General features: G+C 69.8%; 11 protein-coding genes. All 11 read left to right on the top strand.

Going from position 1 to position 23,641, the window contains the following annotated elements; translation table 11 throughout:
* Nucleotides 1-5: 5 nt before the first annotated feature.
* The 11 genes from ACFWH5_RS03565 to ACFWH5_RS03515 all read left to right on the top strand — a co-directional run bounded on the left by ACFWH5_RS03565 (nt 6) and on the right by ACFWH5_RS03515 (nt 23,603).
* Nucleotides 6-581, top strand: a complete 576-nt coding sequence (locus ACFWH5_RS03565; protein ID WP_378831845.1) for a DNA-3-methyladenine glycosylase I — start codon at nt 6-8, stop codon at nt 579-581.
* Between the two features lie 101 nt (nt 582-682).
* Nucleotides 683-6,772, top strand: coding sequence for an Ig-like domain-containing protein (locus ACFWH5_RS03560; protein ID WP_378831843.1), 6,090 nt, complete (start codon nt 683-685; stop codon nt 6,770-6,772).
* A gap of 207 nt (nt 6,773-6,979) precedes the next feature.
* The gene (locus tag ACFWH5_RS03555; RefSeq protein WP_378831840.1) at nt 6,980-13,006 is read left to right on the top strand and encodes an Ig-like domain-containing protein; all 6,027 of its coding nucleotides are present in this window, start codon (nt 6,980-6,982) and stop codon (nt 13,004-13,006) included.
* Between the two features lie 44 nt (nt 13,007-13,050).
* Nucleotides 13,051-14,022 carry an AAA family ATPase gene (locus tag ACFWH5_RS03550; RefSeq protein ID WP_378831838.1) on the top strand — a complete coding sequence of 324 codons (972 nt, stop codon included), beginning with the start codon at nt 13,051-13,053 and terminating at the stop codon, nt 14,020-14,022.
* A complete protein-coding gene (locus ACFWH5_RS03545) occupies nt 14,022-15,281 on the top strand; it encodes a DUF58 domain-containing protein (RefSeq protein ID WP_378831836.1) in 1,260 nt (419 codons plus the stop codon). Before ACFWH5_RS03550 ends, ACFWH5_RS03545 begins: the two co-directional genes overlap by 1 nt.
* Nucleotides 15,278-17,668: a transglutaminaseTgpA domain-containing protein gene (locus ACFWH5_RS03540; protein WP_378831834.1), complete on the top strand. Its 2,391-nt coding sequence runs from the start codon at nt 15,278-15,280 to the stop codon at nt 17,666-17,668. The genes ACFWH5_RS03545 and ACFWH5_RS03540 overlap by 4 nt, the downstream gene beginning before the upstream one ends.
* Complete coding sequence (locus ACFWH5_RS03535) at nt 17,665-18,999, top strand: RDD family protein (RefSeq protein ID WP_378831832.1); 1,335 nt, start codon at nt 17,665-17,667, stop codon at nt 18,997-18,999. Before ACFWH5_RS03540 ends, ACFWH5_RS03535 begins: the two co-directional genes overlap by 4 nt.
* The gene (locus ACFWH5_RS03530) at nt 18,996-19,814 is read left to right on the top strand and encodes a PP2C family protein-serine/threonine phosphatase (RefSeq protein ID WP_378831830.1); all 819 of its coding nucleotides are present in this window, start codon (nt 18,996-18,998) and stop codon (nt 19,812-19,814) included. The genes ACFWH5_RS03535 and ACFWH5_RS03530 overlap by 4 nt, the downstream gene beginning before the upstream one ends.
* On the top strand, nt 19,811-21,256 hold the full coding sequence (locus ACFWH5_RS03525) for an FHA domain-containing protein (protein WP_378831828.1): 1,446 nt from the start codon (nt 19,811-19,813) through the stop codon (nt 21,254-21,256). The genes ACFWH5_RS03530 and ACFWH5_RS03525 overlap by 4 nt, the downstream gene beginning before the upstream one ends.
* Complete coding sequence (locus ACFWH5_RS03520) at nt 21,253-22,890, top strand: protein kinase (RefSeq protein WP_378831825.1); 1,638 nt, start codon at nt 21,253-21,255, stop codon at nt 22,888-22,890. The genes ACFWH5_RS03525 and ACFWH5_RS03520 overlap by 4 nt, the downstream gene beginning before the upstream one ends.
* Nucleotides 22,890-23,603 carry a hypothetical protein gene (locus tag ACFWH5_RS03515; protein ID WP_378831823.1) on the top strand — a complete coding sequence of 238 codons (714 nt, stop codon included), beginning with the start codon at nt 22,890-22,892 and terminating at the stop codon, nt 23,601-23,603. Before ACFWH5_RS03520 ends, ACFWH5_RS03515 begins: the two co-directional genes overlap by 1 nt.
* Nucleotides 23,604-23,641: the final 38 nt, after the last annotated feature.

Here is a 23,641-nt window from a genome sequence, read left to right as displayed (position 1 = left end):
AACGCATGACTGCGCTGCTCACCGGCCCCGACTCCCTTTCACGCTGCGCCTGGGTCGGTGACGATGCGGAGTACCGCCGCTACCACGACGAGGAGTGGGGCCGGCCGCTGCACGGCGACAGGCCGCTCTTCGAGAAGATGGCGCTCGAGGGATTCCAGGCCGGGCTCAGCTGGATCACCATCCTGCGCAAGCGGCCCCGGTTCCGCGAGGTCTTCTCGGCATTCGAGCCGGCCGCGGTCGCCGCGTATGGCCCGGATGACGTGGAAAGGCTCATGTCCGACGCCGGGATCATCCGCAATCGGGCCAAGATCGAGGCGACCATCTCCAACGCGGCGCTCGTGCGGGACATGGCGGACGGCGAGCTCGACGCGCTGATGTGGTCGTTCGCACCCGCGGCATCCGTCCGCCCCCGCCCGCGGGTCCTGTCCGACATCCCGGCGGTCACCGAGGATTCCACGGCACTGAGCAAGGCGCTGCGCCGGCGGGGCTTCCGCTTCGTCGGGCCCACGACCATGTATGCGCTCATGCAGTCGGCGGGCATGGTCGACGACCACGTCGAGGGATGCTGGCGGGCCGCCTGAGCAGAGGAAGTTCTCCCCGCCGCCGTGCTGGGATCCCGCGCGCCCGGCTGGTTAGGATGAAGCGTCACGTGCGTGTCGCCGTGACCAGGGGGGAAATCGGCATGAAAGCGCTGAGTCGACTGCGCGCGCGTCCGAAAGCACTGGCGTCCGCCGCGGGGGTGGCGATCGGCGCGCTGACTCTGACGACGATGGCCGTCGCGTACGACGGCTTCCCGACGACCAAAGTCGACCTGCACGACGCGGGCGTGTGGCTGACGAAGACGACGAGCCTGCTGGTGGGGCACTTCAACCACGAATCCACCGTGATCGACGGCGGGCTGCGCACCACGAGCGACGACTACGACGTGCTGCAGGACGAGGGGACCGTGGTGGTCGTCGACGACGGCAACGACACCATCACTGCTGTCGATCCCGCCCGGGTGGCGCTCACCGACAGCGCTCCCCTCCCGGCCGACGCGAAAGTGGCGCTGGGGCATCTCACGACGGCGATCCTCGATCGAAAGGCCGGCGACCTGTGGGTCGTGTCGGCGAAGGGGCTTTCGGGCTTCGATTTCAAGGCTGCCGATCCGCTCGTGCAGCTCGGCGACGGGTCCGACGTCACCGTGGGGCGCGACGGCACGGTCTACGCGCTGTCGGGCGAGCGCGGCGAAGTGGTGACGATTCCCGCAGACGCCGAGGGTCAGCCGCTCGAGCCGACGATCGCGTCGGTCGGCGAGATCGACCTGACGGCCGCGCCGTCCATCACGGCCGTCGGCAGCACCCCAGTGGTGCTGGACGCCGCGGCCGGCGTGCTCGCGACACCCGACGGATTCCGCACCGACGTCGTCGCCCCGGCGGACGACGCCGTGCTGCAGCAGGCGTCGGATGCCGCGGATGCCGTCGCACTGGCGACCCCCGCCGAGCTCATCCGCGTGCCCTTCGACGGTTCCGAGCCGAACATCACCGAGGTCGCGGGAGAGGGGAACGCGGCCGCGCCCGTGTACCTGCGTGGCTGCACCTACGCCGCGTGGGCAATCTCGGCCCGATTCGTGCGCGACTGCTCCGGCGAATCGATGGACGTCGATGCCGAGATCCCCGGCGCCGAGCAGACCGCCGAGGTGACCTTCCGCGTCAACCGCGACGTCGTCGTGCTGAACGACATCATCGGCGGTGCGGCGTGGCTGGCGAACAAGAGCCTGCAGCGCGTCGACGACTGGAGCGTGCTGGTCCCGCCGGAGGGGGAGACCGAAGACGAGGAGGACACCACGCAGGAGACGGTGGAGACCTCGCTGCCGGAGCGTAAGGAGGAGAACACGCCTCCCATCGCCGAGGACGACGACTTCGGCGTGCGACCGGGCGGCACGACGCTGCTGTCCGTGCTCGACAATGACAACGACTCCGACGGAGACGTGCTCGTCGCCTCCCTCAGCGGCGCGCAGCCGTCGGTCGGCGATGTGCAGCCCATTCTGAACGGTGGTGCTCTGCAGATCATGGTGCCCGAGGACGCCACGGGAAAGGCATCCTTCGAGTACGAGGTCGATGACGGTCGTGAGGGCAAGGACGCCGCCGTCGTCACGGCGACCGTGTACGACTGGAAGACCAACACCGCTCCCCGGCCGAAGCGCACCACGAAGCTCTCGGTCGAGGCCGGCGGCACGGTGTCGTACAACGTGCTGCCGGACTGGACAGACCCGGAAGGCGACGACGTGTACCTGCGCGGCGTGGTCGCCGCGCAGGGTGATGAGGTCGAGTTCACCACCGACGGGCAGATCACCTACAAGGCGATCGCGAGCCTGCAGGGCCGCAAGAACATCGAGGTGGTGGTGGCGGATGCTCTCGGCGAGATCTCCACGGGCACGATCCTGTTGGATGTGAAGCCGGCCGGCACGACGAACCCGCTCACGAACGCCGACCACGTCGTCACCCGCATCGACGAGACGGTCACGGTGGCACCGTTGACCAACGACACCAGCTCCGGTCGGGAGCAGCTGCGTCTGGCGCGTGTGGAAGAGACCCCTGGCGCCACGATCGTTCCCGACTACCCCAACGAGCAGTTCACCTTCAAAGCCGGCGCGGCGGGCACCTACTACGTGCAGTACCTGGCCACGGCCGGCCCGAAACCGGCCAAGGGGATCGTCCGCGTCGACGTGCTCGCCGAACGCGAGACCGACCTCCCGCCTGTGGCGGTGCGCGATGTGGCGCTGCTGCCGAAGGGCAGTGAGGCGCTGATCGGTGTGCTGGGCAACGACACCGATCCGTCGGGCGGTGTGCTCGTCGTCCAGTCGGTGACCGTGCCGCCGCACAGCGGCGTGGCGGTCTCGGTGCTGAATCACGAGACGCTGCGGATCAGCGACGAGGGCGCACTGGATGAGCAGGTGCGCATCAGCTACCGCATCTCGAACGGCTCGAAGTCGGCCGAGGGGGATGTGATCGTCGTTCCGATTCCGGCACCGACGAAGCTGTTGCCGCCGGTTGCGAACGACGACGAGGTGGTGGTGCGCGCCGGTGACGTGGTCACCATCCCGGTGCTCGACAACGACGTGCACCCGAACGGTGATGCGCTGCATGTCGCACCCGATCTCATCGAACCGCTTGTGGACCCCGAGCACGGTGAGGCGTTCGTCTCGCAGGACGTCGTGCGCTTCCGGGCCGGGCCGGAGGCGCGCACGGTGTACCTCACCTACGAGGCGGTCGATTCGATGCGGCAGAAGGCGGGTGGGCACGTGACCGTGCAGATCCTGCCGGTCAACGAGGAGTCCAACGCGGCGCCGCGCCCGCACGACCTCACGGCGCGCGCCCTCGCCGGAGCCAAGGTCAACATCCCGGTTCCGCTGGACGGCATCGACGCCGACGGCGACTCCGTCGAGCTGCTCGGCATCGACACGGCGCCGAAGAAGGGCCAGATCAGCGGGACGGGAACGAACTACCTCGAGTACGAGGCGTTCGCAGGATCCGCCGGCGTCGACGCTTTCACCTACCGCGTGCGCGACCGCCTCGGTAAGGAGGGCACGGCGACGATCCGCGTCGGCATCGCTCCGCCGGAGGCGATGAACCAGGCTCCGTACGCCGTGAAGGACGCGGTGATCGTGCGCCCCGGCCGCTCGGTGGCCGTGCCGGTGCTCGCCAACGACTCCGATCCCGAGGGCGATCGGATCGGACTCGTGTCGGGCGATGGCCTGGAGTTCTCCGGCGAGGAGGGGGTGTCGGCGGAGGTGTCGGGTGACCGGGTCATCGTCGAGGTGCCCGACCGCGAGCTGGAGACATCCCTGCAGTACACGGTCCGCGATGCGAAGGGCGCCGAGGCGACGGCGCCGATCCTGGTGACGGTCGACGAGGAGGTGCCGCTGATGACGCCGGTGGCCCGAGACGACCGGGTTCAGGTCGAGGACGTGAAGGACGGCCTGAGCGTCGATCTCGACATCCTGCGCAACGACGAGGACCCCGACGGCACCGTGGAAGGCCTTCAGGTCGACGTCGAGGCGGGCGCGCGCCTGCTGGGAGACGGCAACGCCCGATTGACCGTGGGCGAGGAGCGCCAGCTGATCCGCTACACCGTCACCGACCAGGACGACAGGACGGCCTCGGCGTTCATCTTCGTCCCCGCGATCAGCGAACTGCGCCCGACGCTGACTTCGACGAAGCCGCTGGAGGTGAAGAGCGGCGAGACGAAGGAGCTGCCCCTCTCGGAGTACGTCACGGTCGCCGGCGGTGGGAAGGTGCGCATCACCGAGGCGGCCAAGGTGAGCGCCGTCAACGCGAACGGCGACAGCCTCATCAAGGACGAGACGACCCTCGTCTACACCTCGAAGGACGGATTCTTCGGCAAGGATGCGCTGACCTTCGAGGTCACCGACGGTGAGGACATCACCGACCCGGAGGGCCGCAAGGCCACTCTGGTTCTGCCCATCACCGTGCTGCCGCCCGAGAACCAGCAGCCGGCCTTCGTGAACGGGCAGATGCAGGTCGCCCCGGGCGAGGAGGCGACCTCCCTCGATCTCGCCGCGCTGACCACCGACCCCGACCCGGAGGATGCCGACAAGCTGCGCTTCTCGATCAAGAGCGCCCCCGGCGAAGGCGTGTCCGCACGCATCGACGGCGACCGGATCTTCGCGGAAGCGGCGTCGGACACACCGAAGGGCACCACGGTCTCCGTCGGTATCGAGATCACAGACGGCACGACGGAGCCCATCGAGGGCAACGTCGAGATCGCCGTGACGGCATCCACTCGCAAACCTCCCGTCGCCAGCCCCGACACGATCGACGAGGCCGACCAGGGCAAGACGATCCGCGTGCCCGTGCTGCAGAACGACATCAACCCGTTCGACGACGAGGGGACGCCCCTGAAGGTGCTCTCCGCCACGCTGGAGAGCGGCGAAGGCGGCGCGAAGGTGGTCGGCGACGAGGTGGAGATCACCTCGGGTGCGAAGTTCGTCGGGGTGATGGTCGTGCGCTACCGCATCCAGGATGCGACGAAGGACCCCGACCGCGAGGTCGACGGTCGTGTCACGGTCACCGTACAGGGGGTGCCGGATGCTCCTGGCGTGCCCGCCGTCACGACGGTCGAGGACCGCACGGTCGTGCTGGCGTGGTCGTCGCCGTCGAACAACGGTGCGGAGATCACCGAGTACACGGTGAAGTCGGTGTCGGGTCAGCCGTATTCCAAGACGTGCGCGTCGACGACGTGCACGCTCGACGGGCTGACGAACAACGTCGAGTACACGTTCCAGGTGACCGCGCACAACCGGGTCGGTGAGGGTCCGGCGTCGCCGCCGTCGGCTCCGGCGCGGCCGGACACCCGCCCCGATACGCCGATTCCGCCGACGCTGGTGTTCGGCGACACGTCGTTGGACGTGTCGTGGGCGACGCCGCCGTCGAGTGGCTCGCCGGTGGATTCGTACACGCTGGAGATCTCGCCCATCCCGCCGTCCGGCATCGGGCAGAAGGCCGGGGTGACCGGCAACTCGCTCGTCTGGGAGGGTCTCGAGAACGGAACCAGCTACACCGTGCGCGTCCGCGCCCACAACAAGGCGCCCGACCCGTCCGAGTGGAGCCGTCCGTCGCAACCCGAGATCCCGGCGGGTGAGCCCGGGGTCGTGCCGGCCCCGCGGGTCAGCAGCGTGCCGTCGGTCGGCAGCGAGGCGCAGATGAGCGTCGACTGGGACGAGGCCTTCGCCAACGGCGACCCCATCTCGGATTACGAGCTGATCGTCTTCCGCGGCGGATCGGAGTTCAAGCGCGTCCCCGTGAGCGGCAGCGAGTCCTCGCGGACCGTTCCCGTCCCGACCAACTCCACGGACTACACCTACGCGGTGCGGGCGAGGAACAAGGCGGGCTGGAACGCGCCGGGGCCCCAGTCGGCGCCGCAGCGCGCCTTCGGCACCCCGGGAGCGCCCACGAACGTGAAGGCGGACCCGCTGGACAGCCGGATCCGGGTGACGTTCACGAAGCCGTCGATGAACGGCGCCACCGACAGCGAGATGCGCTACCAGTATCAGCTGAACAGCAGCGGCTGGACCGATTGGAACGGCAGCTCGGAGATCGCCGCGAACAACGGCACGGACTACGTCGTGCGCGTGCGGGCCTACTCCGTGGTCGGCGGGCAGCAGTCCAGCCCCGGCGCCGCGGGCGCATCGAACAACGTGAGGCCGTACGGCCCGCCGCGGGCGCCCACAGGGTCGGCGACGAACCTGGGCACCACGGTGCGGGTGGGCTGGGATGCCAGCAACTCCGCCAACGGCCGGGCGATCACACTCACGCAGGTCAGCATCGACAACGGCGGATGGCAGACCGTCGCGATCAGTGGTTCGACGACCGTCGGCAACGGGTACCAGCAGACGCACAGCATCAGGGTGCGCGCCACGGACGAGGCGGGACAGGTCGCCGAATCGCCGGTGTACTCCGCGCGCACCAACGATCCGCCACAACCGAGTGCACAGACGGTGCAGGGCGCGCTCGCCTACGACCACACCGGCGGATGCAGTCGGGACACGTGCTATTTCGTGGCAGCCGACGTCGCCAACTTCCCGGCCGGCAGCTACCGGGTCGCGTGCTACGCCAATGGCGGCCAGTTCGGTTCGTGGAACAGGCTGAACGTGCCGGCCGCGGGGCGGATACAGGCATCGTGCTGGACCGGTGGAAACTCCGGCGGAGATTACAACATGCAGCTCTACATCGAAGGATGGGGTCTGTCGGCTCCGACCAACTGGCAGTGACGTGCCGGTGCCCATGGGGAGCCGTCCCCATGGGCACCGCGGCGGGCGCTCTCGTTATGATGGAGCGTCGCTGCGTGTCGCGGCTGTTGTTCGATACGAGGTTCCGTTCGGAACCGCCCAGGGGGGAAACGCGAAATGAAGGCGCTGACGTGGGTGCGATCGCGTCCGAAGACCCTCGCATCCGCCGCCGGCGTAGCCATCGGTGCGATGACGATCACCACCATGGCGGTCGCATACGACGGGTTTCCCACGACCAAGGTCGACCTCAACGACGCCGGCGTGTGGCTCACCAACGCATCCAGTCTTCTGGTGGGGCACTTCAACCACGAGTCCGCAGTGATCGACGGCGGACTGCGCACCGCCAGCGACGCTTACGACGTGCTGCAGGACGAGAACACGGTGCTGCTCGTCGACGACGGCAGCGACACGGTCACCGCCATCGATCCCGCGCGCGTCGCGCTGACCGACAGCGCGGCCGTTCCCGCCGAGGCGAAGGTGGCGCTCGGCGGGTTGACCACGGCCGTGCTGAATCGCAACTCCGGTGAGCTGTGGGTGACGTCGGCGAAGGGTCTCGCCGGGTTCGACATCAAGGCCGCAGACCCCGTCGCCGAGCTCGGCGACGGCGCCGACGTCACCGTGGGGCGCGACGGCACGGTGTATGCGCTCTCGGGCGAGCGGGGCGAGGTGGTCACCATCCCGACGGATGCCGAGGGGCTGCCACTCGAGCCGACCGAGTCGAAGCTCGGTGAGATCGACCTCTCCGCCGACCCGACCATCACCGCCGTCGGAACGACGCCGGTCGTGCTCGATCCCGCTTCGGGCGTCGTGGCGACCCCCGGGGGCTTCCGCACCGAGGTTCCGGTCGGCGACGATGCGGTGCTGCAGCAGGCCTCTGCGGCATCCGAGGCCGTGATCCTGGCCACTCCGACCAGCCTGTACCGCGTGCCGATCGACGGCAGCGAGCCCGTCGTCACCGAGGTCGACGGCGAGGGCAACCCCGCACAGCCGGTGCAGCTGCGCGGCTGCACTTACGGTGCGTGGGCCGTCTCGGCGCAGTTCGTGCGCGACTGCGCGGGTGACTCGCTCGATGTGAAGAGCGACATCCCCGGCGCCGAGAACAGCGCCCAGGTCACCTTCCGCGTCAACCGCGACATCATCGTGCTGAACGACGTCATCGGTGGCGCCGCCTGGCTGGCGAACAAGAGCCTGCAGCGCGTCGACGACTGGAGCGTGCTGGTGCCGCCGGAGGGCGAGACCGAGGACGAAGAGGACACCACCCAGGAGACGGTGGAGACCTCGCTTCCCGAGCGCACGGAGGAGAACACCCCGCCCACGGCGGAGGACGACGAACTCGGCGTGCGGCCGGGTGGCAGCACCCTGCTTCCGGTCCTCGACAATGACAACGATCCCGACGGCGATGTTCTCGCCGCCGTGCTCGCCGGCAAGCAACCGCAGATCGGCGAGGTCCAGCCGGTGTTCAACGGCGCCGCGCTGCAGATCGACGTCCCGGAGGACGGCGAGGGGAGGGCGACGTTCGAGTACGAGGTGGACGACGGACGCGGCGGCAAGGACACCGCCGTCGTCACGGCGACGGTGTATGACTGGGACACCAACTCGGCACCGAGGCCGAAGCGCACGACCAAGCTCTCCGTCGAGAGCGGTGGCACGGTCTCGTACAACGTGCTTCCCGACTGGATCGACCCGGAAGGTGATGACGTCTATCTCAAGTCGGTCGTCGCGGCACCGGGCGACGAAGTCGAGTTCACCACAGACGGGCAGATCACGTACAAGGCTGTCGCGAGCCTTCAAGGCCGCAAGAACGTCGAGATCACGATCGCCGACGCGCTCGGCGAGGTCTCGAACGGCACGATCCTGCTGGACGTGAAGCCGTCGGGCACGACCAACCCCCTCACCAACGCCGATCACGTGGTCACGCGCGTCGGTGAGACGGTCACCGTCGCGCCGCTGACCAACGACACCAGCTCCGGCCAGGAACAGCTGCGTCTGGCCCGGGTGGAGGAGACACCGGGTGCGATCATCGTGCCCGACTACCCGAACAAGCAGTTCACGTTCAAGTCGGGCACCGCCGGCACGTACTACGTGCAGTATCTCGCGACGGCGGGTCCGAAGCCGGCGAAGGGACTCGTGCGCGTCGACGTGCTGGACGCCCTGCAGAGCGAGCTGCCTCCGGTCGCCGTGCGCGACGTCGCGCTGCTGCCGAAGGGGAGCGAGGCCCTCGTCGGCGTGCTCGGCAATGACACCGATCCCTCGGGCGGCGTGCTCGTGGTCCAGTCGGTCACCGTGCCGCCGCAGAGCGGCATCGCCGTGTCGGTGCTGAATCACGAGACCCTGCGCATCAGCGACGAAGGCGCGCTGGACGAACAGGTGCGCATCAGCTACCGCATCTCGAACGGCTCGAAATCGGCCGAGGGCGACGTGATCGTGATCCCCATCCCCGCGCCGACCAAGCTGCTGCCGCCGGTCGCGAACGACGACGAGGTGACGGTCCGCGCGGGAGACGTGGTGACCATCCCCGTCCTCGACAACGACGCGCATCCCAGCGGGGACACGCTGCACGTCGCGCCCGATCTGGTCGAGCCGCCGGCAGACCCCGAGGCGGGTGAGGCGTTCGTCTCGCAGGACAAGGTCCGCTTCCGCGCGGGCGCGAAGCCGCAGACCGTGTACCTCACCTACGAGGCCGTGGACTCCATGGGGCAGAAGGCCGGCGGATTGGTGACGGTGCAGATCCTCCCCATCGACGAGGAGAAGAACGCCGCGCCGCGCCCCCGTGATCTCACCGCGCGCGCCCTGGCCGGGTCGAGCGCCAACATCCCCATCCCGCTCGACGGTCTGGACGCCGACGGCGACTCGGTCGAGCTGATCGGAATCGACACGGGCCCGTCGAAGGGGCGGATCTCGGACGTCGGGTCGGACTTCCTGACCTATGAGGCCTTCAAGGGTTCCGCCGGTGTCGACACCTTCAGTTACCGCGTGCGCGATCGGCTCGGCCAGGAGGGCACCGCGACGATCCGCGTCGGCATCGCGCCTCCGGAGGCGATGAACCAGGCGCCGTACGCCGTGCGCGATGCGGTGATCGTGCGCCCCGGCCGCTCCGTCGCCGTGCCGGTGGTCGTCAACGACTCCGACCCCGAGGGCGACCGCATCGGGATCGTCACGGACGGGCTGACGTGGTCCGACGTGGCGGGGCTGTCCGCCGAGGTGTCGGGCGATCGCGTCATCATCGACGTGCCCGACCGTGAGCTGGAGACCTCGCTGCAGTACGTGATCCGCGACGCGAAGGGGGCCGAAGCGACCGCGCCGATCTCCGTGACCGTGGATGAGGATGTGCCGCTCATGACGCCCATCGCACGCGACGACCGCGTGCAGGTGGCGGATGTGAAGGACGGGCTGACCGTCGACATCGACATCCTGCGCAACGACGAGGACCCGGACGGCACCGTCGAGGGGCTGACCGTCGAGGCCGAGCCCGGGGCGCGCCTGCTCGAAGGCGGCAAGGCGCGCGTGACGGTCGGCGAGGAACGCCAGCTGATCCGCTACACCGTGACGGATCAGGACGACAAGGTTGCCTCGGCGTTCATCTTCGTGCCCGCCCTCAGCGAGCTGCGCCCGACGCTCACCTCCACGAAGCCGCTGGAGGTGAAGAGCGGCGAGACCAAGGAGATCCCGCTCTCCGAGTACGTCACCGTGGCCGGCGGAGGCGACGTCCGTCTCACCGAGGCGGCGAAGGTGAGCGCAGTGCACTCGAACGGCGACTCACTGATCAAGGATGAGACCACGCTGGTCTACACCTCCGAGGAGAACTACTTCGGCGACGACGCACTGACGTTCGAGGTCACCGACGGCACCGGTCCCGACGACCCCGAAGGGCGCAAGGCGGTGCTGATGATCCCCATCACCGTGCTGCCGCCCGACAATCAGCCGCCGACGTTCGTCAACGGCAGCATGCAGGTCGCCCCGGGCGAGAAGGCCACGACGCTCGACCTGGCCGCGCTCACGACCGACCCGGATCCCGACGACGCCGACAAGCTGCGCTTCACGATCACCGATGGACCCGGTGAGGGGGTCTCGGCCCGGATCGACGGCGACCAGCTGCTCGCCGAGGCCGACGCGAACACCCCGAAGGGCACCGTCGTGAGCGTCGGCCTCGAGATCACCGACGGCACGACCGAACCCGTCGAAGGCGCCGTGGAGATCGTGGTCACCGCCTCCACGCGCGCTATGCCGGTCGCGAGCCCCGACACCATCGATGAGGCCGACCAGGGCGAGACGATACGGGTGCCGGTGCTGCAGAACGACATCAACCCGTTCGAGGCCGACGGCGAGCCCCTCAAGCTCCTCTCGGCCCAGGTGGAGAGCGGATCCGGAGCGGCCAAGGTCGTGGGCGATGAGGTCGACATCACTCCCGACGGGAAGTTCGTCGGCGTGATGGTCGTGCGCTACCGCATCCAGGACGCGACGAAGGACCGCGACCGGGAGGTCGACGGACGCGTGACCGTCACCGTGCAGGGTGTGCCGGATGCTCCGGGCACTCCGACGGTGTCGGCGGTCGAGGACCGCACCGTCGTGCTGGCCTGGTCGTCGCCGTCCAACAACGGTGCGGAGATCACGGAGTACACCGTGAAGTCGGTCTCGGGCCAGCCGTACACGAAGACGTGCGCGTCGACGACATGCACCCTGGACAACCTCACGAACAACGTCGAGTACACCTTCCAGGTGACCGCGCACAACCGCGTCGGCGAGGGCCCGGCGTCGCCGGCATCCGCGCCCGCGCGCCCTGACACCCGTCCGGACACCCCTGTGCCGCCCAGCCTGGTCTTCGGAGACAAGTCGCTGAACGTGTCCTGGGCGACGCCGCCGTCGAGCGGCTCACCGGTAGAGACGTACACGCTCGAGATCTCGCCGATCCCGCCGTCCGGTATCGGCCAGAAGACCGGTGTGACGGGCAACTCGCTGGTCTGGGAGGGGCTGGAGAACGGCACCAGCTACACCGTCCGCGTCCGCGCGCACAACAAGGCACCGGATCCCTCGGAGTGGAGCGCCTATTCGGCGCCCGAGATCCCCGCGGGTCCCCCCGGAAGCGTGCCCGCCCCGCGTGTGAGCAGTGCGCCCGCCGTCGGCAGCGAGGCGCAGATGACCGTGTCCTGGGATCCGGCGTTCATCAACGGCGACGCCATCGCGGAGTATGAGCTCACGGTGTTCCGCGGCGGATCGGTCTTCAAGACGATCGCCCAGATCCCCGGCGGGCAGACCTCGCAGACGGTGCCCGTGCCGACGAACTCGACGGACTACACCTATGCGGTGCGGGCGAGGAACAAGGCCGGATGGGGCGAGACGAGCCCGCAGTCCGTGCCGCAGCGCGCCTTCGGGCAGCCAGGGGCGCCGACGAACGTGCGAGCGACGCCGAAAGACAACGCTGTTCACGTCGAGTTCGACATGCCCCAGTCGGCCTGGAACGGGGCGAAGCAGGAGGAGCTCCGCTACCAATACCTGATCACCGGCGGTGGGTGGACGAACTGGAACGGTTCGTCGGACATCGCCGCGCGCAACGGCACGGATTACACCGTGCAGGTGCGCGCCTTCTCCGTGGTCGGCGGACAGCAGTCCAGCCCCGGTCCAGCGGGGACGTCGAACAAGGTGATCCCGTTCGGTGCGCCGCACGCCCCGAGCGGGAACGCCCAGAACCTCGGCACGTCGGTGCGCTTGAGCTGGAACGCCAACAACTCCGCGAACGGCCGCCCGATCACCGTGTACACCAGCATCAACGGCGGTGGCTGGCAGAGACGATCGGCGCTCTCGGGCTCGGTCGACCAGGGGAACGGGTACGACCAGACCCACACCATCAAGGTGCGGGTGGAGGCCACGGAGGGCGGGGCTGCCGAGTCGCCGACGTACCGCGCGACGACGAATGCGCCGCCGCAGCCGAAGATCTGGGTCACCCAGGGTGATGCGGCCGGCAACGGCTGCGTGAATGGTTGCCGCAAGTTCGTCGTGCACTGGGAGAACGCCGGCGGACTCGGCACACGCAACGTCAGCTGCTGGAATGACACCGGGCTCATCGGAACCGCCTATGTGCACCGCATCAACTTCTCCGGCGGAAGCGGGTCGCAGCAGCTCTCCTGCTGGAAGGGGCGCGACGGCGTCAACGTCTGGGTCGACGTCCAGAACTGGGGCAACAACGTCGACACCGAGAAGCGCTTCTGGCCGCGACCGTAGCAGCCCTCCACCTACACGCAGACAATGAAGAGGAACGAACACACATGAGCATGACTCCCGAACAGGCCGCCTGGTTCCAGGGCACCTTCCACCGGCTCGTCGAGAACGTCGACAAGGCGCTGCAGGGCAAGGCCGACGTGGTCAGCCTGGTCGTCGCGGCCATGCTGGCCGAAGGGCACGTGCTGCTCGAAGACGCCCCTGGCACCGGCAAGACCAGCCTCGCCAAGGCGCTGGCCGCCACCGTGCAGGGCACGAGCTCCCGCATCCAGTTCACGCCCGACCTGCTCCCCTCCGACGTCACCGGCGTGACGATCTACGACCAGCAGGCGCACCGGTTCGAGTTCCACAAGGGTCCGATCTTCGCGTCGATCGTGCTGGCCGACGAGATCAACCGCGCCTCGCCGAAGACGCAGTCGGCGCTGCTCGAGGTCATGGAGGAGTCGCGCGTGACAGTCGACGGCGTCACGCACGAAGCGGGCCGCCCGTTCCTCGTGATCGCGACCCAGAACCCGGTCGAGCAGGCCGGAACCTACAAGCTGCCCGAGGCGCAGCTCGACCGGTTCCTCATCAAGACGTCGATCGGCTACCCCGACCTCGCCGTGACCGAGAGCATCCTCGCCGGTGCCGCGCAGCGGAACCCCTCAGCCGGGCTGAGCGCGGTCATCACCACCGGCGCGGTCGCCGACATGGCCGATCTCGGGGCGACCGTGCACGTCGAATCCGCGGTGCTGCGATACACGGCCGAACTGGCCGAAGCCACCCGCAAGGACTCCGCGATCAAGCTGGGCGTCTCGGTGCGCGGCGCGATCGCCATGATCCGCATCGCGAAGGTGTGGGCGGCCGCGCACGGCCGGCATTACGTGCTGCCCGACGACATCAAGGCCCTCGCCCGCCCGGTGTGGCAGCACCGTCTGCTGCTCGACGCCGAGGCGGAGTTCGCCGGCACGTCCGCCGACAGCGTGATCGGTCGCGTGCTCGAGGGCGTCGCTGCGCCGCAGGCGCGAACGGCGGCCTGATGTCGTCAGGGACGATCGCCGCTCCTCAGCCGGGGGAGCGCGAGGCCGGTTGGCGCGACATCGTGGCGGTGCTCGCCGGGCGTGCGCTCGACCGCCTGCGGCGCATCGCCGCCGTCGTCCGTCCGCTCGGCTGGACGCTGATGGCCCTCGCCGTCGCGTTCTGGATCACCGGATCGTCGATGGGATGGCAGGAGCTCATCGTCGCCGGCTTCGTGCTGGCGGTGGCCGTCGTGCTGTGCTCGGCGTTCCTCATCGGCCGTACCGAGTACGACGTCTCGCTCGACCTGGCACGTACGCGCGTCGTCGTGGGCGAAAGAGCCGTCGGCGCCCTCACCTTGACCAACAGCGGTTCGCGGGCCATTCTGCCGTCCCGCGTGGTGCTTCCCGTCGGCGCAGGGCGTGGCGAGTTCTCCATCCAGCGCCTCGCCCCGGGGCAGCAGGCCGAAGAGCTTTTCACCATCCCCACCCAGCGCCGCGGCGTGGTCGAGGTGGGCCCGGTGAGCGTGGTCCGCGGCGACCCCCTCGGTCTTTTCGAACGCGCACACCGCCGGGACGAACCGGTCGACCTGTACGTGCACCCGAAGACCACGCTGTTCGGCGGCCAGTCGCTCGGGTTCCTCCGCGATCTCGAGGGCATGCCCGCCACCGACCTCTCCCGCGACGACGTCTCCTTCCACGCGCTGCTGGAGTACCAGCCCGGTGACGACCTGCGCCACGTTCACTGGAAGTCGACGGCGCGCACCGGCACCATGATGGTGCGTCAGTTCGAGGAGACCCGGCGTTCGCACTTCGTGATCGGGCTGTCGCGCTCCAGCGGTGACTACCGGTCCGATGACGACTTCGAGCTCGGCATCTCGGTCGCGGGTTCCATCGGCCTGCGGGCCCTGCGCGATTCGCAGCGCGTCGACGTGCGGGTACAGGGGCGGGAACTCGCCGCAGGCACCGGCAAGCAGCTGCTCGACTCGCTCTCCACCGTCGAGCAGTCCAGACCGCGCGAGGGTGGTGTCCCCGAGCTCGCTGGCGTGCTCGCGGCCCACATGCCCCTCGCCAGTGTCGTCGTGCTCGTCTGCGGCTCGACCGTGTCGACCGAGGACCTGCGGGTCGCCTGCTCCCGCCTCCCGTTCGGCGCTCGTGTGCTGGCCGTCGTCACGCAGCAGGGCATCGAGCGACCGGCCCTGCGCAAGATCGGCGACGCGGATGTGGTGACCATCGGCGCGCTGGAACAGCTTCCCCTCGCTCTGCAGAAGGTGCTCGCATGACCCACGTCGCCTCGGCCCGCGTGGCCCATCCCGTCCGCCGCTGGGTGCTCGACCTGGCCGCCGTCGCCGTGCTGCTCCTCGTGGCGATCGCGGGGTTCTGGCCGACCTTCGCGGGTGCGAGCTTCGCGCCCGCGGCCGTCGGCGGCATCCTGCTCGGCCTCGCCGTCGCCGCGCTGTGCGCGTGGCGCGGCTGGGGCATCCTGATCATCGCGGGCCTCACGGTCGCGGCATACTTCGTGTTCGGCGGAGCGCTTGCTCTGCCGCACACCACCATCGCCGGAGTCGTCCCCTCGATCGACACGCTCGTGGCTCTCGCCGTCGGCGTCGTGACGTCCTGGAAGCAGCTGCTCACCACGGTCGCACCGGTCTCGGCGGCCGACGGTCACCTTCTCGTCCCCTTCATCGTCTCGCTCGCCGCCAGCGTCACGGCCGCATCGCTCGCCCTGCGACTGCGACGCGTCGGCTGGGCGCTGATCCCGATCGTCGGAGCCCTGATCCTCGTGATCGCGCTGGGTGTTCCGCAGCCGGCCTTCCCGCTGGTGCAGGGCATCGTGCTGGCCGCCGCGAGCGTGTTCTGGCTGTCGCTGCGCGGATGGTGGGTGCCGCAGCACAGTGCGGTCGACGTGGCCGAGGCCGACCCCGCCAGGGCCGCGCACATGCGCGTGCGTCGTCTCATCGGCGGCGTCGCCGTCATCGCGGTCGCCGCCGGTGGCGGAGTGGCCGCGAGCGCCGCGACGGCTCCAGCCCAGCCGCGACACGTCTTCCGCGATGCGATCATCCCGCCGTTCGACGTGCGCGACTACCCGAGCCCGCTGCAGTCGTTCCGCAAGACCGTGCGCGATCAGAAGGAGAAGACGCTGTTCACCGTCACGGGCCTGCCCGAGGGGGCGCGCATCCGCCTGGCGGCGATGGACGACTGGGACGGCATCGTCTACAACGTCACCGACGGCGGACCGGAGACGTCCAGCGCGTTCACGCCGCTGCGCTCCGACATGGCACCGGACGCCGAGGGCGTGCCGGTCTCGCTGCGCATCGAGGTGGGCGACTACTCGGGCGTGTGGGTGCCGGGTATCGCCGCTGCCGACGACATCCTCTTCGACGGCGATCGTGCCGAAGAGCTGCGCCGCAGCGCGTATCACAACCCGGGAACGGGCACGACGGTCGTCACGGCGGCGCTCGAGAAGGGCGACGCGTACACCGTCGAGGCGGTCGTTCCCGCCGAGGTCAGCGACGAACAGCTGAAGGATGCTGAGTTCGCGAACATCAAGCTGCCGCAGCTGAGCAACGTGCCCGAGGATCTCGGGAACATCGCCGCCGATGAGACCACCGACGCCGAGACCCCGATCGAGAAGGTGCGGGCTCTGGAGTCGTACTTCGCCGAAGGCGGATTCTTCAGCCACGGCCTGGAGGGCGAGGTGCTCTCGCGCGCCGGCCACACGGCCGAGCGCATCGGCACACTGCTCGGCGGCGATCAGATGATCGGCGACGACGAGCAGTACGCCGTCGTGATGGCGCTCGCCGCGAACGAGATCGGCATCCCCGCGCGAGTGGTGATGGGCTACTACCCGAAGAAGGAGCAGGAGGGCGACCCCGTCTTCACGGCGACCGGCGCGAACGTGCACGCCTGGGTCGAAGTCAACTTCGAGGGGTTCGGCTGGCTGCCGTTCACCCCGACGCCACCCGAGGACAAGGTCCCCAACGATCAGAACACCAAGCCGAAGGTCGATCCGAAGCCGCAGGTGCTGCAGCCGCCGCCCCCGCCGCAGGAGCCGGTCGACCTCCCTCCGACCGTGCCGGATGACCGCGAGCCGCAGGACGACTCGCTGAACATCCTCGGGATCATCGGTATCATCCTCGCCATCGGCGGGATCTCGCTGCTCGTGCTGCTGATCCTCAGCTCGCCCTTCATCGTGATCGGCGCCTGGAAGGCCGCCAGGCGGCGCGCCAGGCGCAACGCCGACAGCACCTCCGACCGGATCAGCGGCGGCTGGGACGAGCTCACCGACCGTGCTGTCGACTACGGTGCCCGCCTCGCACCGGGCGCCACCCGCACCGAGGAGGCCGCGACGGTCTCGGCCGCTCTCGAGGTTCCGACGGTGACCGCGCTCGCCGACCGTGCCGACGGACAGGTCTTCGGTCCGCACGACCCCACCCAGGAGGAGGTCGAAGCGTTCTGGGCCGAGGTGGACGCTGTCGTCGGCGGCCTGAGCGAGAACGCCGGATTCTGGAAGCGCATGAAGGCGAGACTCAGCATCCGCTCGCTCACCGGGAGCGGCCGCATCGCCACCCGGATGCAGGACCTGAAGGATGCCGCGACGGCACGCGTACGCCGCGAACCTGGCAACATCGACAAGAACACCGCGCGACCCGAGAGCGAGACCCCATGACGATGCTTCCCCTCGGCGACGTCGCTCCGATCCGACGGCGAGCGATCGCCTACGTCATCGACGCGGCCATCGGCGCCGTCGTCAGCGTCGTCATCCCCACCATCGTGATGGTCGTGGTGGCTGCGACGAGCGGGAATGTGCTCACCGCGCTCCTCGTCGCCGGTCCGTTGTTCGGTCTGCTGGGCATCGCGTGGCTGATCGTCTACACCGTCATGCAGGCGGGCGGCGGCTCGATCGGTATGCGCACTCAGGGGATCCGGCTGGCGAACGCGACAGAGGGCACGGCTCTCGGCTTCGGGCGCGCGCTGCTGCGCAACGTCATCTGGGGGCTCGCCGCGTCGATCGTCGTCGGGTACTTCACCGTGCTGTTCGACGGCTCGGGTCGGTTCCAGGGATGGCACGACAAGGTGGCGGGCGCGGTGATGCTCGACGCACGGACGGCGACGTCTGCCGCGCCGCCGCTGAACGCGCCGCCGGCCGCCGACGACGCCCGCTCCCACATCGCGCCGCCCCCGGAGACGGCGATGCCCGGCTTCGCGCAGCCTGCGCCGCAGACGGCGATGCCCGGATTCTCGTCACCGCCCGCCGCGTTCGCACCGCCCCCGGGGCCGGACGTCGCACCGGCGACGACTCCGGCCCCGCAGCCGGCCATGGATGACGAGAACGTGGAGCACACGGTCATCTCGCCGCACATCAAGCGCGACCTCCCCGATGATCCGCTGATCTCGTTCGTGCCCGGCGTGACACAGGAACCGCTCCAGCGGGTCGGGAGCCCTGAGCCCGTCGCGGCGCCGCAGGTGGGCGCCGAGCCGGCCGTCGCGGCGCCCAGCGGCCCGCCGGCCGCCGCACCGGTGACCCCGACCGCACCGGTGGCCTCGGCGGCACCGGCGGCGCCGCCGGCTTCCGCGGAGCCCGCCGCACCGTTCGTGCGGCCGGCCGCGGTGGCCGCTCCGGCCGTCTTCGACGACGACGCCGAAGACATCGAGTCCACGCGGATCAGCGTGCCAGGACACCGGCTCGTCTTCACCTGGGATGACGGGCAGCGCGCGACCGTCTCCGGCCGCACGGTGTTCGGGCGCAACCCCGAGGATGGCGACGGCGCCACGAACGTCTCCGTACGCGATGAGACGCGGTCGCTGTCGAAGACCCACTTCGAGGCGGGCGCGACGGCGAACGGCGGCTGGGTCATGGACCGGCAGTCGACGAACGGCACCACGGTCGTGCGTGACGGCGCGCGTATCGCGTGCCCTCCGGGGCAGCGGGTTCCGGTGCGACTGGGTGACGCGCTCGAGATCGGCGACCGCATCGTGACGATCGGCGGTTTCGTGTGAGCGCTCCGATCATCACGGCGAGTGCCGGCGCCACCGACGTGGGTGCCCGTCGCAAGCTGAACGAAGACGCCTATCTCGCCGCGGCCCCGCTGTTCATCGTGGCCGACGGGATGGGCGGGCACGACGCCGGTGAGGTCGCCAGCGCGACGGTCATCGAGCACTTCTCGCGGTTGATCGGGATGGAGGCCCTCTCGATCGCCGAGGTGCGCGACGCCCTGGCGGCGGCGCGATCCGCCGTCGGATCGCTCGGTCAGCACGGTTCGTCCGGCGCCGGCACCACGCTCAGCGGCGTGGCGATCGCCACCGTCGACGGGCTCGGCTACTGGCTGGTGCTCAACATCGGCGACTCCCGCACCTACCAGCTGTGCAACGGCCAGCTCGAGCAGATCACCGTCGACCACTCCTACGTGCAGGAGCTGATCGACGACGGCGAGATCACTGCGGAACAGGCGAAGACCGATTCGCGCCGCAACATCATCACCCGGGCGATCGGCGCCGGCAGCGTCGGCGAGGCCGACTACTGGCTGTTCCCCGCCGAGCGGGGCGATCGCATGCTGGTCTGCTCCGACGGGCTGACCGCTGAGCTGACGGATGCGCGCATCGCCGATGTGCTGTCGACCGAGTCCGACCCGCAGCGCGCCGCCGATATGCTGACCGCAGAAGCAGTGCGCGCCGGGGGGCGGGACAACGTGACGGTGGTGATCGTCGACGCGTTGGCGGTGGCCTCCGCGCGTGGTGTTCACGTGCAGGCCGATGAAGCGGATGACATCGACGACACGCGTCCGCGTGCCGCGCTGGATGGAGGAATGCGATGAGTGACGTGGTCTATCGGCCGGGCCAGTGGCAGGTCGTCGTCGAGGAATCCGGCATCGCCGCACTCCCGGCGGATGCGGGTGCCGACAAGGTCGTCGCGCTGTCCGAGATGCTCAGCCGCGGAGTGCCCGAACTGACCGAGGCCATCGACGTGCTCTCCGGCGGGGCTATCACCGGGCTGGGATCCTTCGCCGTCGCCCTGATCGGGCCCAACGGCACGCGCTTCGCTGTGCGGGGGGCCGTGAGGGTGACCACCGGTTTCGACTCCGGCTTCTCCGGTGAGGACATCACGACGTGGAGTGAGCGTTTCATCGCCGAGCCGCCGCGGTTCGAGATCAGCTTCGGAGAGCAGGCCGCAGAGGTCGAGTACCCGATCCGCTCCGGCGTGGTTCTCGCCTCCGGCGTCCGCATCGGCGAGCCGTTCACGGCACCTCAGCCGGAAGACATCGAGCTCGGGGAGCCCGCCGCCACCGTCGCCGTCGACGCCTCCAGCGCAACGGACGACGACGCAGAGGCGGAGTCCGAGCCGGCCCCGGAGACGGATGCCGAGGAGGCGGAGCACGGCCCCGAGGCCGAGGCTGAGCCGCAGCCGGAGCCGGACGCCGGTGCGCAGTCTGAAGCGGAGCCGGAGCCGGTGGGAGCCGAGCCCGCCGAAGCCGCCTCGCCGCCCATGCAGGGCGCCGAAGACGAGGTCCTCACCGACACGGTGATGCCCGACGATCTTCCGTCCGCCGCCGTCGCGTCGGACGAGGCGCCCTCCGAGACGATCACCCCCGACGAGATCATGCTCACGCGAGGCGTGGGCGCAGAGCAGAGCGACGCGGCCGATCAGCCGGATCCGAGTGCGACCATCACGCCCGCGGAGATGCCCGTCCCGGCGCCTCCGGCTCCGGACACGGTCATGACGGCCCCGCTCGACACGCCGACGCCCGATCCCTGGTCCGTCCAGCCGCCGCCGCTGCCGGCGGCCGGACTCGACATCGGCGACCACGACGGTGCCACGATCTCTGTGGCGGAAGCTCGGCGGCTGCGCGGGACGACGTCCGCTCCCGACGCGCCCACCGAGGTCATGTCCGCCCTGCCCGGCGACCTCTCGAGCGGAGCGTCCATGCGCATCCGACTGTCGACTGGACAGGTCGTCGAGCTCGACCGACCGGTCATCATCGGGCGCAAGCCGCGCTCCACGCGCGCCAGCGGCAACTCGCTGCCGCACCTCGTCGCCGTCGAGAGCCCGTCGTCCGACATCTCCCGGAACCACCTCGAGGTGCGTCCGGAGGGCGATTCGGTCGTGGTGATCGACCTGCACACGACCAACGGCTCCACGCTCCTGCGGCCCGGCGCCGACCCGGTGCGCCTGCACCCGGGGGAGCAGACGCTCGTGCTGGGCGGTGACGTGATCGACGTGGGCGATGGGGTGACGGTCACTGTCGAGGAACTCGGATGACGCGCGCGCCGTCGCCGCCGCCTGAGCTGCCGGGGTTCGTCTACGTCCGCCCGCTGGGCACCGGCGGATTCGCCGACGTCTTCCTCTACGAGCAGCAGCTTCCCAAACGGGAGGTCGCGGTCAAGGTGCTGCTCGCCGACCGGCTCACCGCCGGTGCCGCCGAGGAGTTCACTAACGAAGCCAACGTGATGGCGCTGCTGTCGACGCACCCGGCCATCGTCACGATCTATCAGGCGGGGGTGGCCGACGACGGTCGCCCGTACCTCGTGATGGAGTACTGCCCGAGACCGAACCTCCAGATCCGCACACGCAAGGAGCCCTTCTCGGTCGCCGAGGCGCTTCGCGTCGGCGTGCAGGTGAGCGGAGCGGTCGAGACGGCGCACCGCGCGGGCGTGCTGCATCGCGACATCAAGCCGGCGAACATCCTGGTGACGGCCTACAACCGGCCGGCGCTCACCGACTTCGGGATTGCATCGACGACCGCGACCACCGGCGAGGCGGCGGGAATGTCCATTCCGTGGTCGCCGCCGGAGTCGTTCGCCGACAACCCCACCACCGGGGTGCGCACCGACGTCTACGCGCTCGGCGCGACCGTGTACACCCTGCTCTCCGGGCGGTCCCCGTTCGAGCGGAAGGGCGAGCGCAACACCAGCGCCGACCTGATCGAGCGCATCGAGCGCATGGCGGTGCCCTCTCTCGGCCGCGCCGACGTGCCGGACAGCCTGCAGGTGACGCTCGCACGTGCGATGGCGAAGCGGCCGGAGGACAGGTATCCGAGCGCCGTCGCGTTCGCCCGCGCCCTGCAGAAGGTGCAGATCGAGCTCGCGCACTCGGTGACTCCCATCGACATCGTCGACGAGCATCCGCATCACGACGACGAGGACGATGATGACGACGGTCTGACGCGGGTCCGCGAGGTCCGGTCGATCAATCCGGACACGCAGTCCTCGACCCGCCCCTCTGCCACCACGGTGCGCAAGCAGCCGGAGCGCTGGGCGGCGGACGTGCCGCGATTCGAGAACCCGCCCGTCGCCGAGGCCGTCGACGAGACGCAGCGTCGCGACGCTCCGCCGGCGCCGTCGCCATCCGACGACGAGGCCACACTTCTGCGTCGTCCCACCGTCGTCGCGCCCGACGCGCAGGCGCCGCATCCCGCCCCCGGCGTGCAACCGCCGGCATCCGCCGCACCCGTCGCCGCCGAGCCGGCGAAGACGCGTTCCGGGATGCCGTGGTGGGGCTGGGTCGTCGCCGCTGCGGGCGTGACCGTGCTGGTGCTCGGCATCGTGTTCGCCGGTGCCATCACCGACGCCCTGGTGCCGGCACCCGAACCCGTCGCGTCGGACACCCCGGAGCCGCAGGATCCCCTCGCGAGCATCGTGCCGGGGGTGACCGATCTCACCGGCAGCGCGGACGGCGGGCAGGTGACGTTCAGCTGGAAGAACCCGGAGCCGGAGGAGGGCGACTCGTACCTGTGGTACGAGGTGACGCTCGACGGCCCCGGTGAGCCGATGTACACCGAGGAGAGCACCGTCACCCTCGAAGGTGCACGGTCGGATCGCACGTGCATCGAGGTGGTCCTCAAACGCGAGGACGGACGGTCTTCGCCGCAACCGGTCAGGGGGTGCGTGGGCTGATGGAGCTCACCGTCGAGTACGCGGGGGAGTACTTCTCGCTCGATCCGCAGCAGTCGTTCTACGTCGGTCGTCAGGGTGACCTGGAGCTCGACGACAACCTCTTCCTGCACCGGCAGTTCCTCGAGATCACCAACGCCGACGGCCTCTGGTGGCTCTCGAACGTCGGTGCCAGACTCACGGCCACGGTGACGGACTCGTCCGGCGGCGTCAACGCCTGGCTGGCTCCCGGGGCGCGGCTGCCGATCGTCTTCGAGCAGACCACGGTGGTCTTCACCGCGGGACCGACGACGTATGAGCTGACGATCCACGCGAAGGGCCCGGCGTTCCGGATCGCCCCGCGCGACAGCGCCGACGACGGCGAGTCGACCATCGGGCACGTGCCGCTGACCGCGAGCCAGAAGCTGCTGATCCTCGCCCTCGCCGAACCCGTGCTGCGGCGCGAGGGCACCGGCACGAGCGAGATCCCCAGCTCGGCGAAGGCCGCCGAGCGACTGGGCTGGACGAGCACGCGCTTCAACCGCAAGCTCGACAACGTGTGCGACAAGTTCGACCGCATCGGCGTGCAGGGCATGCGAGGAGGCCAGGGCCGGCTCGCGACGAACCGGCGCGCGCGCCTGGTCGAGCACGCCGTCTCGAGTCGCCTGGTGACGAGAGACGATCTGGCGCTGCTCGACGCGCCGGTCGCCGGTGAGGACGCCGACACGGACGTGTAGCGCGCGAGCGCGCGAACAGCAGGGCAGAGCCGGCCACG

Origin of the sequence: Microbacterium sp. NPDC058345, assembly GCF_042723855.1 — a bacterium.
Lineage (GTDB): Bacteria > Actinomycetota > Actinomycetes > Actinomycetales > Microbacteriaceae > Microbacterium.
The sequence above is the reverse complement of the archived record's forward strand: the minus strand, read 5'-3'. Positions and strand labels throughout refer to the sequence as shown.

Bases quoted from the DNA above. Each gene is read 5' to 3' on its own strand.
- ACFWH5_RS03535 (WP_378831832.1), top strand. From the start codon at position 17,665: ATGACGATGCTTCCCCTCGGCGACGTCGCTCCGATCCGACGGCGAGCG.
- ACFWH5_RS03520 (WP_378831825.1), top strand. From the start codon at position 21,253: ATGACGCGCGCGCCGTCGCCGCCGCCTGAGCTGCCGGGGTTCGTCTAC.
- ACFWH5_RS03550 (WP_378831838.1), top strand. From the start codon at position 13,051: ATGAGCATGACTCCCGAACAGGCCGCCTGGTTCCAGGGCACCTTCCAC.
- ACFWH5_RS03560 (WP_378831843.1), top strand. From the start codon at position 683: ATGAAAGCGCTGAGTCGACTGCGCGCGCGTCCGAAAGCACTGGCGTCC.
- ACFWH5_RS03540 (WP_378831834.1), top strand. From the start codon at position 15,278: ATGACCCACGTCGCCTCGGCCCGCGTGGCCCATCCCGTCCGCCGCTGG.
- ACFWH5_RS03545 (WP_378831836.1), top strand. From the start codon at position 14,022: ATGTCGTCAGGGACGATCGCCGCTCCTCAGCCGGGGGAGCGCGAGGCC.
- ACFWH5_RS03565 (WP_378831845.1), top strand. From the start codon at position 6: ATGACTGCGCTGCTCACCGGCCCCGACTCCCTTTCACGCTGCGCCTGG.
- ACFWH5_RS03525 (WP_378831828.1), top strand. From the start codon at position 19,811: ATGAGTGACGTGGTCTATCGGCCGGGCCAGTGGCAGGTCGTCGTCGAG.
- ACFWH5_RS03515 (WP_378831823.1), top strand. From the start codon at position 22,890: ATGGAGCTCACCGTCGAGTACGCGGGGGAGTACTTCTCGCTCGATCCG.
- ACFWH5_RS03555 (WP_378831840.1), top strand. From the start codon at position 6,980: ATGACGATCACCACCATGGCGGTCGCATACGACGGGTTTCCCACGACC.